Source organism: Clostridium sp. 7_2_43FAA (genome assembly GCF_000158375.2).
Classification (GTDB): domain Bacteria; phylum Bacillota; class Clostridia; order Clostridiales; family Clostridiaceae; genus Clostridium; species Clostridium tertium.
The window spans coordinates 101,445-116,139 of record NZ_JH815223.1 but is presented as its reverse complement, the minus strand read 5'-3'; the positions used below and the strand labels follow the sequence as shown (position 1 = coordinate 116,139).

General features: G+C 29.4%; 9 protein-coding genes. 4 read left to right on the top strand and 5 right to left on the bottom strand.

Annotated elements, in window-relative coordinates; genetic code table 11:
- The first annotated feature begins 143 nt into the window (after positions 1 to 143).
- Complete coding sequence (locus tag CSBG_RS16850) at positions 144 to 566, top strand: DUF4179 domain-containing protein (protein WP_008681426.1); 423 nt, start codon at positions 144 to 146, stop codon at positions 564 to 566.
- Positions 567 to 1,248: 682 nt separating this feature from the next.
- On the opposite strand, the gene CSBG_RS16845 is transcribed toward CSBG_RS16850, so the two are convergent.
- From CSBG_RS16845 to CSBG_RS16835, 3 genes are all read right to left on the bottom strand, one after another.
- Positions 1,249 to 2,493 (bottom strand): glutamate-5-semialdehyde dehydrogenase, encoded by a 1,245-nt coding sequence (locus CSBG_RS16845; RefSeq protein WP_008681425.1) that lies wholly within the window; start codon positions 2,491 to 2,493, stop codon positions 1,249 to 1,251.
- A 110-nt stretch (positions 2,494 to 2,603) separates the two neighbouring features.
- The gene (gene proB / locus CSBG_RS16840) at positions 2,604 to 3,410 is read right to left on the bottom strand and encodes a glutamate 5-kinase (RefSeq protein WP_008681424.1); all 807 of its coding nucleotides are present in this window, start codon (positions 3,408 to 3,410) and stop codon (positions 2,604 to 2,606) included.
- 72 nt (positions 3,411 to 3,482) lie between these two features.
- Positions 3,483 to 4,550 (bottom strand): AI-2E family transporter, encoded by a 1,068-nt coding sequence (locus CSBG_RS16835; RefSeq protein ID WP_008681423.1) that lies wholly within the window; start codon positions 4,548 to 4,550, stop codon positions 3,483 to 3,485.
- A gap of 310 nt (positions 4,551 to 4,860) precedes the next feature.
- Between CSBG_RS16835 and CSBG_RS16830 the strand changes: the two genes are divergently transcribed.
- Positions 4,861 to 6,222 carry a YjiH family protein gene (locus CSBG_RS16830; protein ID WP_008681422.1) on the top strand — a complete coding sequence of 454 codons (1,362 nt, stop codon included), beginning with the start codon at positions 4,861 to 4,863 and terminating at the stop codon, positions 6,220 to 6,222.
- 71 nt (positions 6,223 to 6,293) lie between these two features.
- Here CSBG_RS16830 and CSBG_RS16825 read toward each other — a convergent pair whose 3' ends face one another.
- Together CSBG_RS16825 and CSBG_RS16820 are read right to left on the bottom strand one after the other, a co-directional pair.
- The gene (locus CSBG_RS16825; protein ID WP_008681421.1) at positions 6,294 to 8,048 is read right to left on the bottom strand and encodes a S8 family peptidase; all 1,755 of its coding nucleotides are present in this window, start codon (positions 8,046 to 8,048) and stop codon (positions 6,294 to 6,296) included.
- A gap of 15 nt (positions 8,049 to 8,063) precedes the next feature.
- Positions 8,064 to 9,863 carry a S8 family peptidase gene (locus CSBG_RS16820; protein WP_008681419.1) on the bottom strand — a complete coding sequence of 600 codons (1,800 nt, stop codon included), beginning with the start codon at positions 9,861 to 9,863 and terminating at the stop codon, positions 8,064 to 8,066.
- Positions 9,864 to 10,565: 702 nt separating this feature from the next.
- Here CSBG_RS16820 and CSBG_RS16815 point away from each other — a divergent pair.
- Together CSBG_RS16815 and CSBG_RS16810 are read left to right on the top strand one after the other, a co-directional pair.
- Positions 10,566 to 12,059, top strand: a complete 1,494-nt coding sequence (locus tag CSBG_RS16815; RefSeq protein WP_008681418.1) for an immunoglobulin-like domain-containing protein — start codon at positions 10,566 to 10,568, stop codon at positions 12,057 to 12,059.
- Between the two features lie 39 nt (positions 12,060 to 12,098).
- Positions 12,099 to 14,618: a glycosyl hydrolase family 18 protein gene (locus CSBG_RS16810; RefSeq protein ID WP_008681416.1), complete on the top strand. Its 2,520-nt coding sequence runs from the start codon at positions 12,099 to 12,101 to the stop codon at positions 14,616 to 14,618.
- Positions 14,619 to 14,695 lie beyond the last annotated feature (77 nt).

The following is a 14,695-nucleotide window of genomic DNA, read 5'->3' as shown; positions in this document are numbered from 1 at the left end:
TATTATTCAAAAAAGCTGTAGAAGGCGATAAGGATAGCTTTATAAAATTAATAGAGCCAATTAAAGAAAACTTATATAGAGTAGCCTTTGTATATTAAAAAAAGAAAGATATAAACATAGATGATATAAAAGTTTCTTCAAAATTGGATGATATTATTAAAATCTCTGTAGATGAAGGATATGATACAACATTTATTAAAAGCCTATCAAATAAGAAATCTAAAAAGTTTAATAAGAATATAGTTGCAGCAACTATATTGGTAGCTTTAGTCGTAACAGCATTCGGCTCAATATTTATTGCAGCAGTTAAATTAACCATGTTTGATATAAAAAATTATCTAGGAGTTAATTCTAACTTAGATGAGTATAGCACTGTAGTTAATGAAGCTATAAGCAAAAACGGAATAACAATTCAATTAAATGAAGTTATTTTATACAAAGATGAAATTATTGTCTCAACAACAATAAAATCAGCTAAAAAACTAGGTGATAATGGAAATATAATGGTATTTGGGAATGTATATATTAATGGTAAAAAAGTATCTAACTCAGCTGGAAGTTCATAAAATCAAATTGATGATTATACTGAAGAAAGTGTACTTTCATATACATTAGATAAAGAGTTAGAAAGAGGAAATTTATATATAGAAATAAAATACGATAAAGCTCTTTTAAACATAGATGAAAAAGAAAATAAAGTAGAAGCCCCATGGAACTTCGAATTCATTTCTAACGGCGATGCTTTATCTACAAATACAAATAGTATAAATTTAAATAACTAATTTACACTAGACAATGGTCAAAAGATAATACTTAATGAATATAGAAGTAATGCTGTAGGCGAAAAGATTTACTACTCTGTTGAAAATAAAGATAGAAATAACGTATATTCATTAGAATTAATATGATATGATGATTTAGGAAATGAAGTTAAGTTTTATAGTTCTTATGAAGAAATGACTAACGGCTTATAAAAAAATCAAACTGAAATTTCACAAGATACAAAAGCATTAACATTAACACATATGCAGTAGCCTTTCCAAAAGAAAGCGTTAGGATTAGCAATAATTACAAAAAGGTTGGTGAAGAGTTAACTATAAAATTAAAGTAGTTTTACTTTTCTTATAAAAATGTAGTTACTTTATTTTTTATTAAAGTAACTACATTTTTTATATTATAAATTTTTTTATTTCATAACTTTACCCTTATCCAATATGGCTTTATAAAAATATTACTATTATTTTAAACTTATCTTACTTGTCCATTTCCATAAATTATATATTTAATAGTTGTAAGCTCTTTTAATCCCATTGGTCCTCTTGCATGAAGCTTTTGAGTACTTATTCCTATTTCTGCTCCAAATCCAAATTCACTTCCATCTGTAAATCTAGTAGAAGCATTTACATAAACTGCTGCTGCATTAACTTTATTTAAGAACTTTTGTGAATTTTTATAGCTATTAGTTACTATTGCTTCTGAATGTCCTGAACCATATTTATTTATATGATTAATTGCCTCATCAACACTTTTCACTATTTTAGCACCTATTATATAATCTAAATACTCTTTACTCCAATCATCTTCACTTGCCTCTTTAACATCATTTATTAAAGATTTTACTTTTTCATCTCCTCTAATCTCAACATCCTTTTCTCTTAATGCCTTTACTATGATTGGAAGAAAGTCATTTGCTATATTTTCATTTATAATCATCTTTTCTGCTGCATTACAAACTGCTGGTCTTGATGTTTTTGCATTTATTATTATATCTCTTGCCATATCAAAGTCACAATCTTCATCTACATATATATGACAATTGCCAACTCCTGTTTCAATTACTGGTACAGTTGCATTTTTTACAACTGTTTGTATAAGTCCAGCCCCACCTCTTGGAATTAAAACATCTATATACTCATTTAATTTCATCATTTCTAATGCTGTTTCCCTACTAGTATCTTCAACTAATTGAATCGAAAACTCTGGTAATCCAGCTTCTTTTATAGCATTAGCTAATATTTTTACTATTGCTTTATTAGAATTTATAGCTTCACTACCACCTCTAAGTATTACAGCATTTCCTGTTTTTAAACATAGCCCTGCTGCATCACATGTTACATTTGGTCTAGCTTCATATATTATCCCTATTACTCCCATTGCAACTCTTTGCTTTCCTATTTGAAGACCATTTGGCCTTTTCCACATTTCTATTACTTCTCCAATAGGATCTTCTAAAGCTATTAGCTCTCTTAATCCCTTAGCCATATCCTCTATCCTTGATTCATTTAGTGATAATCTATCTAACATAGCCTTGGATGTTCCTTTTTGAACTGCTCTATCCAAATCTTCTTTATTTGCTTTTATGATTTCATTTGTATTGTTAATTAAAGCATTTGCCATTAATTCTAATGCTTTATTTTTTTCAGTAGTCGATGCTATTCCTAAATCATATGATGCTTCTTTAGCCCTTTTACCTAACTCATAAATACTTAGCATTAATAATTCTCCTTCACTTTTATTTTTTAGTCTATTACTAATTTATTTTTAAGCTTTGCATAGCAAAACATCCTTTATTTTAATTCTACATTTTACATTTCAAAAGCTTTTTATAAACTTTTAAATAATGTTCCTATTTCCTCACCATTTAATATGTTTAAAATTATTTTAGGGTCTTCTCCATTAGCTAGTACCATATCTACTTGAGATTCAGTAGCTGTCTTAGCAGCTGTTAATTTTGTTATCATTCCACCTGTTCCAAGATTACTTCCAGCTCCTCCACAACATTCCTCAAGTTCTGGAGTAATTTTATCTATTTCCTTTATTAGTTTTGAATTTGGATTCTTCCTAGGATCTGAATCATAAAATCCATCTATATCTGATAATATAATTAAAAGATCAGCATTAACTAATTTAGCTACTATAGCTGATAGGTTATCATTATCTCCAAATCTAACTATATTTTCTATTTCATCTATAGCAACAGTATCATTTTCGTTAACTATAGGTATTATTCCGCTTTCTATTAGAGTTTCAAATGTATTACATACATTTTCTCTAATATGGCTATCTTCAACTACATCTCTTGTTAAAAGAACCTGCCCTACAGTATGGCTATACTCTCCAAAAAATTTACTATAAATATGCATTAGCTCACATTGTCCAACTGCAGCAACAGCTTGCTTTTCTCTTATAGTCTTTGGCTTTTCCTTTAACTTAAGCTTAGATACTCCAACTCCTATTGCCCCTGAAGTAACTAATATAACTTCTTTTCCTGAATTCATTACATCTGATAACACCCTAGTTAACTTTTCTATTCTTGTTAAATTAATTTTACCATTTTCATATGTTAATGTTGAAGTTCCTACTTTAACTACAATTCTATTAGAGTTTTTAACTTTACTTCTAGCATTCATCCTACTATCCCCCTGATATTATTCTTTGTTTAATTATAATTTTTTTTGCATCTTTTTTCTACATAATTTGCTTTATTCTTTAAACTCCTTCAACTTTTCTTCTACTTCTTTATTAAAATATTTAAAAATAACCTTACCTAATGAATAAATTGGTACTACTACAAATGCTCCTATTGGCCCAACCAAACTTGCTGCCCCAACCACTAAAAAAATATCTGTTATTGGATGTATGTTCATTGTTTTACCCATTATTAATGGTACAATAATTCTTCCCTTAAGAGTTTGAGCAATTATTACTAATATAGATAACTTTATAATCATGCTCCATCCTAAAGCTATTGCAATTATATATGGAATAATCATAGATATAAAAAATCCTACAAATGGTATAAAAGCTAAAACAAAAGTAACTGATGATAAAAGTAAAGGACTTGCCATCCCTATAATTTTATATCCAATAAAGACCATCAGCGCTAAAGAAAGAGCTACCTTAGCTTGCCCTAAAATATATGATGATAAAACTTCATCGCTTTCTTTTACAATATCATAAAGCTTATACTTATATTTCCCAGGAAATATATTAACTATATTTTCTTTAATCTTCTCTTCATCTTTAAGAAGATAAAACACTATTAATATAATAAGTAAAATATCCGAAAACAATTGCATTCCCTTATCAAATATTCCCCTTAGACCACTTGCTAATAAAATAGCATATTTTTGTATATCACCTAAAAACTTCTCATAATAATCTAATTTAAATATATCACCTTTAAAAAACTCACCTACTCCATACAGATTTCCTTTTTCCTCTACTATTTTCAAAAATATAATTTTTAAGTTTATAAATTGCTCTATAAAATAATCTCCAAAATATTTCATGATTCCAGCTGCAATAAAAAAGAAAATTAATAAAGTTAAAGAAGCCGCACTTCCTCCCTTCATCTTTTTTTTTAGAAATATATTATTAAGAGGTTTTAGTATATAAAACAAAAATACTCCAAATATTATTGGTATAATAACTACTGCAAAAATTACATTTATAAAATTTCTCAACACTGAAATTTTTCCTAGTAATATTACTAGTATAGCTAATAAATTAAAAATAATTAAATATGTAATAACATTCTTCTTATGCATAAACTACTTCTCCTTTGTTTAAATTAATTAAATTTAGTTTATCCTTAGAAGAAAATATTATTATCTATACCCTTAATTTTAATACTCTTATAAAAAGTCTGTTAACTATTTAATATAGAACCAATATTATTAAATTAATTAAATTACATAAAATATATATTTATAAAACTTAGAAATTATAGTTAACTATAATTAATTGCATAAATTTTAGTTGAATTTGTATAAAAATCTATTGATTTAATGTATTAAAATGTATTAAAATAAAATCCTATGTATAAATATTAATTTTTTGGATATAAAGGAGATCGGAATGAAAAATTTAACTAAAGATGGATTTTCATTAAAATCATCATTATTCTTTATTCTTCCATCCTTAATAGGAGTACTTCTATTTATGATTCCTATTAACTTTAATGGAGAAATAACAATACCAGTAGCAATCTTATCAAAGTTCTTAGCTAAATCTCTTGGAGATTCATTAACTTTTATAATAACTATAGCTATTTGTACTTCTGCTATTGTGAGTATAATAACTAAAATTTTTAAGCCAAAATTTATAGTAAAAAATGAATTTTTGAACACATTATTTAATCCTAGTGCCATTTGGTTTATTGCTAGAATAATTGGAGCTGTATTTTGTGTTTTAGCTTTATTCAAGTTTGGACCGGAATTTATAGTTAATGATTCAACAGGATCATTTGTACTAAATGATTTACTTACAATATTATTTACTATTTTCTTTTTTGCAGGACTTCTATTACCATTGCTTTTAAACTTTGGCTTATTGGAATTTTTTGGTGCAGTACTTACTAAAGTTATGCGACCAATATTTACATTGCCAGGCCGTTCATCTATAGATTGTATAACTTCTTGGCTTGGAGATGGAACTTTAGGCATAATATTAACAAATAAGCAATATGAAGAAGGCTTTTATTCTAAAAGAGAAGCGGCTATAATCAGCACAACTTTTTCTGCTGTTTCAATAACTTTTAGTTTAATCGTAATAGATACAGTTGGTTTATCTCATTTATTTATACCATTTTATTTGACAGTTAGTATTTCTGGAATTATTGCGGCTATAATAATGCCAAGAATTTATCCATTACGTAAAATTCCTAATACATATTATAATAACCAAGAAAAGAAGAATGATGAATCAATACCATACGGATATTCCTCTTTCTCTTGGGGATACAAAAGGGCCATAGATAAAGCATCTCAAAACACTGATATAAAAGGTTTTTTCATAGATGGGTTTAAAAATGTAATAGATATGTGGCTTGGAGTACTTCCAGTTGTTATGGCTCTTGCAACTATAGCTTTAATAATAGCTGAATATACTTCTGTGTTTCAAATTTTAGGATTACCTTTTATACCATATCTTAAGCTGTTACAAGTTCCGGAAGCAGTTGCTGCTTCTCAAACTTTAGTTGTAGGATTTGCTGATATGTTATTACCATCTGTTTTAGCTGCAAATACCATTGCTAGTGATATGACTAAATTTATAGTTGCTTGTACTTCCGTTTCTCAATTAATATATATGTCCGAAGTAGGTGGAGTTCTACTTGGATCAAAAATTCCTGTATCATTAAAGCAACTATTAATAATATTTATAGAAAGAACTATAATCACATTACCTGTAATTGTCATTGTCGCCAATATAATATTTTAATAAAAAGCTGTATCTTTTCAGATACAGCTTTTTTCAAATATTATATTAAGTTTAAATGATTTATATAAATCTCATATCATATTTTCAAATATCTTATAGAAGTTTATAATTCCATACCCTGATTGAGGATTAGGATACATATCGCCAGGCCTTTTTAACGTTCCTCTATTTAAAAATGTCTTAATACTTTGAGAGTACATATAAGAATAATTTTTATCTACTATCCCCCATTCAAATAATAAGACACATGCGCCAGCTCCTATAGCTGCTGCTAAACTAGTTCCATTTATAATATCAACTTTATTATTTATACCTACAGTCATAGTATTAACTCCACCTGCTGCAAAATCAATTACATCTTTATATGCATTTCTAAGAGCAACTCCTGAGTATGCCAATAAATTATTGTTATTTTGATTATACGCAGCTACAGTAATAATAAATTCTGAATCTCCAGGGATGGTTAAAGTACCATATTGATCACTTGATATAAATCTAGTTCCGGGTGAAGTCAATCCTCTTTGTGGTAACCATGCATTATACTCTGCCATTTTCCCAAGCCTTAGTCGAATACGTATTTTCCATATTCCAGGACGTATATCGTGAAAATATATTCTAATTAATTGGTCCCCCGTATATTCCTCTGGTAAGTTATAATATATTGACACTCTTGTTTGTTCAAAGATAAATGAATATTCTTTACTTATATTTAATATGGCTGGTATAAATCCAGTATCTGCTCCTGATGGACCTATTAAGTTTATTTCAATTATATTAGGTAAGCTGACCCATACTTCCATAGATAATATTTTTTGTTCCTTCTCTACTATCATTTCTATCGCCTCATATTCATTTTTATCCTTGATAATTCCTGAAGCATGGCAATCCTGTATCCCTTCATTTCCTGTTCCTGTAACAACAACAAGACCTACATTATTTGATACTGCTGCTATATAATTATCTAAAATATGCTCACCTTTATGATTACCATTATTAGTTCCTAATGGTAATAGTATAACAACAGGTTTTCCGTTTGCTAAAAGGTAATTCTTTAAATATTCTATAGCAAATAAAATTGATGTAATATTATATACAGGGGCATTTACTCCATAATTATACTTAAAAAAATTTGATTGAATTAATTTTACAGCAACAAATTCACATTCTGGAGCAATCCCCTTTAACATTGGATTTTTTCCTAAGGCTCCTACTATTCCAGCCATATTAGTTCCATGTCCAATTTCATCCCTACTAGGTACTATATCATATGGGTTTCCACCTTTATTATATGTCTCTATTGCTTCATTAATTTTATCCTTCTTATATACAGTCCCTAGTGCTATATTATTGTTAGCAATATTGGAACCAATGCTTTGATCCCATATTTCATTTATTCTAGTCTTCCCATTAATGTCCTTAAACTCATCACTTAAATAATCTATTCCAGTATCTATTATTCCAACTACTACCCCCTTTCCTCTTAAGTTTAATGGTGATTCAGCTTGTAGTGTATTAACTTGTGTTGCTTCAATAGCTGATATACTTTGCAAAGTATAAATTTCTGGAGGCAATACATAAACTATTTCAAAGTTGTCTGAGGCATAAAATCTATTAATTAAATCGATTATTTCTGTAGTATTTTCAAAAGAATTTATTAAACTCGACTTAATATATACAGAAGCGTATTCATTATTAATTACTATTATATAAATTCCAGGATTATTTGTAATTGTTCCATTAAGCTCACCTACATATTCAACTAAATAACTAACATAATTGATACTGTTAAATATATATTCCGGAGCTTCAAAACTATTAACTTCCATTTACTATCCTCCCATTTAGTTTCTTATAATATCATTTGGAATTCTAATATATAAATTTCCAATCAAATATTCCAACATATCTTTATTAACTCGATAGTTTCCACCAAGAACCTTAAAAACCTCTAGCAAATTTAACCTTCCATATCCTAAATCCTCATTTGGATATTCATATATATCATCTCTATCTGCTGAATATATCAATAAACTTCTAAGCTTAATTGAATACATAGATAAATTATTCTTATCAACAATTCCCCACTGTAATAATAATGCACAAGCTCCTGCAACTATTGCAGAAGCTGCTGAACTTCCACTTACTTTACTTATGTTATTGCTCCCTGAAGATGTAGTCAAAATATTGATGCCTTCAGTTGCTATATCTGGATTAATTAATCCATTTGTATTAAATCCCTTTCCTGACGCTGATACTAAACTATTATTTAGTCCATTATAATATGCTACTGTTATTAAATTCTTAGCAGTAGACGGTATAGTTAATGTATTATACGGATTAGGGTTAAGAAACTTTGTGCCTTCTGGCAAAATATACTTATCTTGTAACCATATGTCATACCTTCCATCTGTTATATATTCTCCTCTTAACTTTATCATCCATATTCCTGGCTTTATTTCTGAAAAATTTAATATAAATAATTGATGCCCTGTGAAACTTTCAGGATCATAAGATCTTATTTCGACTTTAGTATTAATTAAATAAAATATTCTTGTATCTCTAGATTCAATATTTGGAACTATAAACCCCGATTCTTCTCCACTAGGAGCTATTATGTTTAATGACATTTTATTAGGTTTTTGAATCCATATATGCATAACAAATATTTTTAATTCTTTAGTCATTAATAGCTCAGAGTTTTTAACTTCTCCTTCATTTGATATAAAGTTTGTAGAATGTCCCTCATAATTTCCAGCATTACCAGTTCCAGCAACAAAAACAATATCCCTTCTTCTAGCTATTGCTGTTATAAACCTGGCTGTAATATTATGTCCGTCATGGCTACCATTATAGCTTCCGACCCCAATATACAATACAAGAGGCTTTCTTAATTCATATGCTGACCTTCTTAAATATTCAATTGCAGATAAAACCTCGGAATTATTATAAACCGGCACAACTGGCAAATTATTTTCTCTCAATATTTTTATATAATTAGGAGAAGGTAATAGCTTTACTATCATAAATTCACAATCATTAGCTATACCTTCGATATTAGAGTCATATCCCCTTGCTCCTATTATTCCAGCCATATTAGTTCCATGTCCTATTTCGTCTTTACTTGCTACAATATCATATGGATTATGTCCAATTTTACTACTTTCAATTGCTCTATTTATATCCTCATTAAGGTACTCTGTTCCTATATATAAGTTTCCTTTCCTATTTGTATTAATTGTTTGATCCCATATTTTTATTATTCTAGACGTGCCATCTTCTCTTATAAACTCCTTATTTAAGTAATCTATTCCCGTATCTATCATCCCTATGATTATTCCTTTTCCTGTTAAATTCAGATATTTATTAATCTTAACTGCATTTATATTATCTACATTTATAGGTGATGTATCTTGTAATACATAAATAGATCTTGCTTCAATAAAAATAATTGAAGGTACATCTTTTCTTAATCTATCTAAATTTTTTTCTTCTACAGATATAACTGCAAGATTTTCATTAATAATATCCCCACAAGCATAATCTACTTTATCAATTTCCTCTTTAAAATTCCCTCTATATTCAATTACAAACCCTGGTGAATTTTCATCTAAATAATTTTTACATCCAACAGTATTTTCCATACATACCCTCTCAAAGAAATTAATAATATATCATATGTACTTTTTATCATATCGCTTATAATTTATATATTTATTATTTAAAATTAAACATTTTATAATTTTAATTCTATTTATTCTGTTCCTTTTAATTCTAATCCGTAAACAACATACAAAATTTGTAAAATACTATTAATCGTTCGACTTTTTATTTAAATGTATTGCTTTTAATTTACTAATAGTTTATATTGTAAATAAATGGAGTATTCCATTTATTGTAAAGGAGGTGATATAGTTACCTTCGATGAAATAATAAGCATCATCGCTTATTATTTATTAACATTTTTGTTCCTAAAATTCATTGTCACTTCACTCAATATAGGAATTAATAAACACTTCAGAAAAATCTAATAAATTACATTTAATATGTTCCATTTAGTATACAAATACTTTATTGGAGTATTTAACAAACCTTTTTATAAACATTTCTTAGGATACAAAATGCGTATTTTGTATGCTAATTAAAGTATTCTTAAGTTTTTAATAAACAACCGATCTTTCCTTTTAGATGTACAAATGTTTAAAGTGAGTCTCTTATTTTTTCTAAAAATATCCAACTTACTTTAATCTAATATCAAATTATTAGATATTTACCTACTCAAAAAAAGATCCTTATTCAATATACAGATGAGAATAAATAAAAATATTGTTAGGAGGTAAATATAATTGAAGAAAAACTTTCTTAAAAAAGTTATTTGCACACTTTTGACAGCTTTCGTTACACTTACATCTACTTCATTTATTACTAAGGCAGCTACAAATGTTGGTAGTTATAATGCTGGTATTGGAATAAAAAACTGGCCTGCCCAAGTTAATGCTCCCTATGTTGATATGGTTGGCTGGGTAACTAAAAATGGATATTATATGGGGAATGATGGCGGAGGAGCTGCTAATCTTAAAAAGCTATCAGATGAAATTGGTATAAAATACTTTAACTTAGCTTTTATACAATCAACTGGTAGTGTTACAAATGGAAAAATCAATTGGGGCTGGGGAGGATATTCTGTTTTAAGCGAAGGTAAAAATGATAATCAATATAACGGAATAAAACAGTCTCTAAAAGACCTAAGAGCAATTGGTGGTGATGCAGCTATATCCTTTGGTGGTGCTGGTGGAACTGCATTTTGGCAAACTTCTCAAGATGTTAATGTTCTTTATAATACCTATTTAGACATAGTGAATGGATATGCATTAACAAGAATAGATCTTGATGTTGAAGGCGGAGCCCAAAATAAACAAAGCAATATTGCTAATGCAAAGGCTGTAAAGATGTTACAAGATACTACAGGAGTAGAAGTGACATTAACCGTTCCTGTTTTACCATCTGGTTTAACTCAAACTCAAATAGATTTATTAGATGCCTATTTATCTAATAATGTTACTCTAAAATATATAAATATAATGGCTATGTGCTATAGAAGTAGTACTTTGCTACCTGGAGAAAATTATGGTACAGCCTCAATACGAGCAATAGACTCAACAAAGAATCAAATAAAAGATTCTTACCAAAAATTTGCTAATACTACTTTATCTGATTCCGAAGCTTATTCAAAAATTGGTGCTACAGTATCTGTAGGTTATGAAAGTTCTTCAGATCCTATATTTACTCCAGCATGGTCTCAATTAGTAGTCGACCATGCTAAATCTAAAAATATTGGCATGACTTCTTATTGGTCACTAAATAGAGATTCTCAAATAGAAAATAATCAAGGAATAACTTCTCAGTATGAGCATTCAAAGATATTTTCTAAATTCGGTTCACCAGCAATTCCTAGCGACAATACTGCTCCAGTGATTAGCGGTGTTATAGATAAACAAATTAATATTGGAGATACCTTTAATCCTCTAGCAGGAGTTACTGCATCTGACAAAGAAGATGGTGATTTAACTAGTAAGATTATTGTAAACGGCTTAGTTGATACATCTAAAGCAGGAATCTACAATGTAATCTATACAGTTTCTGATAGTAAAGGCCTATCAACTACAGTAAGTTCTACAATAACAGTAATCGATACTTCAGTTCAGACATACAGTCCAACTAAAGTATATGTAGCTGGAGATATAGTCTTATACAACGGAGTTATGTATAAAGCTAAATGGTGGACTCAAGGAGAAACCCTTGGTGCAACTCAATGGGGCCCATGGGAAAATATAAATTAAATAAAATTAGAAATTTATTTGTAAAGGGGTTTTAATATTATGATAAGGAAAAAGCTTTATAAAAAATCGAAGCCTATTGTTGCATTAACAGCAATAGCAGCAATGCTTATAACAGGTGTTACTCCAGTTAGAGCTACTGTTAATTCTAATACCGATTTTGCACCTAATGCAGTTCAACAATCTGCTCAAAAATATCGTAATGTAATGTATTATGGGGACTGGTCAATCTGGGGAGGTCAAGGTAACTTCTACCCTAAGGATATTCCTGCTGATCAATTAACCCACCTTAATTTTGCATTCGTAGATTTTGATGCACAAGGTGTTTTAAAATTCACCGATAAAGATGCTGCTACTGGTCATCCTTTAGGAAATGCCGGCGTAACTTATGGTGATGTAAATGGAGGTATTCTAAATGCATTCCAAGTATTAAAAAGTGAAAATCCTAATTTAAAAATAGGAGTATCTTTAGGTGGCTGGTCTAAATCAGGTGACTTCTCAGTTATAGCTGCTAATCCATCAATAAGAGCAAACTTTGTAAAAAATGTTATGGCTTTTATTAAATATACTAATATGGATTTTGTTGATATAGATTGGGAGTACCCAGCTAGTCTTAGAGATCCAGACAAAGTTGATAATACTAACGATGAAGGAACTACTAAAGCAACTCCTGCCGACAAAGAAAACTTCATAATTTTATTACAAGATTTAAAGAATGCCTTAAATAAACAAGGTACTGAACTTGGAAAAACTTATGAACTTTCAGTTGCTATCCCTGCTGGTAAGGCTAAAGTTGATGAAGGTATTGATGTAGCAAAATTATTTAATGTAGTTGATTTTGCTAACATTATGACTTATGACATGGCTGGTGCATGGAGCACAGTTAGCGGTCACCAAACAGCACTTTACACTAATCCTAAATCTCCATTTAAAGGGGAATGTCTTTCTGTTGATGAAAGCGTTAACTACTATATTGCAAACGGAGCAAAACCTGAAAAAATAGTTATTGGAGCAGCTTATTACACACGTGGATGGGAAAAAGTAAGTAATAACGGCCCAGATGCTGCTAACCCTGGATTATTTGGAACAGCCGCAGTAGTTAATAAGGATGCAGACCTTTCTCCAACACCAGGTGCTCTTAATGAAGCTCCTATAAAAAATGGTGAAGGTGGTCGCGCTGGTGGAGTATGGTCATACAATGCTCTTAGCCAACTAAAATCAAAATATACTGGTCTAAAAGAATATTGGGACGATAGTGCTAAAGCACCTTATTTATATAATGAAACAACTGGTGCATTCTTTACCTATGATAATGCAAGATCAATACAAGAAAAAGCTAAATATGTTAAAGAGCATAATTTAGGTGGAATGATTGCTTGGATGGCTTCACAAGATGCTAAAACAACATCTACTAAACATGATGAACTAACAAAAGTAACCAAGGAATCATTATTTGGCTCAGGTAGTCTAGACAACTATACCTTAACTTATAATAATCTTAATATAACTTCTAAATTAACTACAAGTAAACCTGCATGGGGAAGTGGTAGTGTAATAAATTTAAGCTTTACAAATAATGAAAAGCTAAGTGAATCTGGTGAAGTTCTTAGTTCTGTTGAAACTGCAGCTAAAACTCTAAAAAATGTAAAGCTTTATATTAAGACAAATGGTATTACTATAACAGGTGCTCAACATCCAAGTCCTGCAGTTAAGCAAGAAAACGGATATTACGTAATAGATTTCTCTGTATCATATGATGGAAAGCTTATGAAACCTGGTCAAACAATATCTTTCGATTTAAACATTGCTGAATCTATAGATAACCTAAATGGATTAGTAAGTGTTGAATTATCACAAAGAATGTATTCAACATCTCCTGAAATGGGAAGACAATTTATTTATGGTAGCCCTGTATCTCCAGATGATAATACTGCTCCAGTAATTAATGGAGCTACTAATAAACAAATATATATTGGAGATTCCTTTAATCCTTTATCTGGTATTACTGCTTCTGATAAGGAAGATGGCGATTTAACAAGCAAAATAACCGTTTCTGGTACTGTTGATACAACTAAAGCTGGATCTTACAATTTAACTTACTCAGTTGTTGATAGTAAAGGTTTAAAAGCTACTACAATAGTTACTATAACTGTTTCTGAAAAAACTTCAACTAATACTGCTCCAGTAATTAATGGTGTTACTAATAAGGAAATTAAAATTGGATCAGCCTTCAATCCATTAACTGGTATTACTGCTTCTGATAAGGAAGATGGTGATTTAACTAATAAAATAGTTGTTTCTGGCACTGTTGATACAACTAAGGCTGGTGCTTACAATTTAACTTACTCAGTTACTGATAGTAAGGGATTAGTAACTACTGCTAAAGCAACAATTACTGTTGTTAATGATACAACTCCTGAAATCCCAACTTATAGCCCAACAAAAGCTTATGTAGCTGGTGACATTGTTATGTATAACGGAGTTAAATATAAAGCTAAATGGTGGACACAAGGTGAAACTCCAGGTGCAAATCAATGGGGTGCTTGGGAAAAAATTAATTAGTACACTTAACTATTTATAATTTGAAGATGGCTAACATTTTTGTTAGCCTCTTCTATCATCTTTTTTCAATTAAGATT

What these genes read in the sequence shown, in the direction of transcription:
- CSBG_RS16845 (WP_008681425.1), bottom strand. Translation starts at nt 2,493, where the DNA reads ATGCTAAGTATTTATGAGTTAGGTAAAAGGGCTAAAGAAGCATCATAT.
- proB (WP_008681424.1), bottom strand. Translation starts at nt 3,410, where the DNA reads ATGAATGCTAGAAGTAAAGTTAAAAACTCTAATAGAATTGTAGTTAAA.
- CSBG_RS16835 (WP_008681423.1), bottom strand. Translation starts at nt 4,550, where the DNA reads ATGCATAAGAAGAATGTTATTACATATTTAATTATTTTTAATTTATTA.
- CSBG_RS16830 (WP_008681422.1), top strand. Translation starts at nt 4,861, where the DNA reads ATGAAAAATTTAACTAAAGATGGATTTTCATTAAAATCATCATTATTC.
- CSBG_RS16825 (WP_008681421.1), bottom strand. Translation starts at nt 8,048, where the DNA reads ATGGAAGTTAATAGTTTTGAAGCTCCGGAATATATATTTAACAGTATC.
- CSBG_RS16820 (WP_008681419.1), bottom strand. Translation starts at nt 9,863, where the DNA reads ATGGAAAATACTGTTGGATGTAAAAATTATTTAGATGAAAATTCACCA.
- CSBG_RS16810 (WP_008681416.1), top strand. Translation starts at nt 12,099, where the DNA reads ATGATAAGGAAAAAGCTTTATAAAAAATCGAAGCCTATTGTTGCATTA.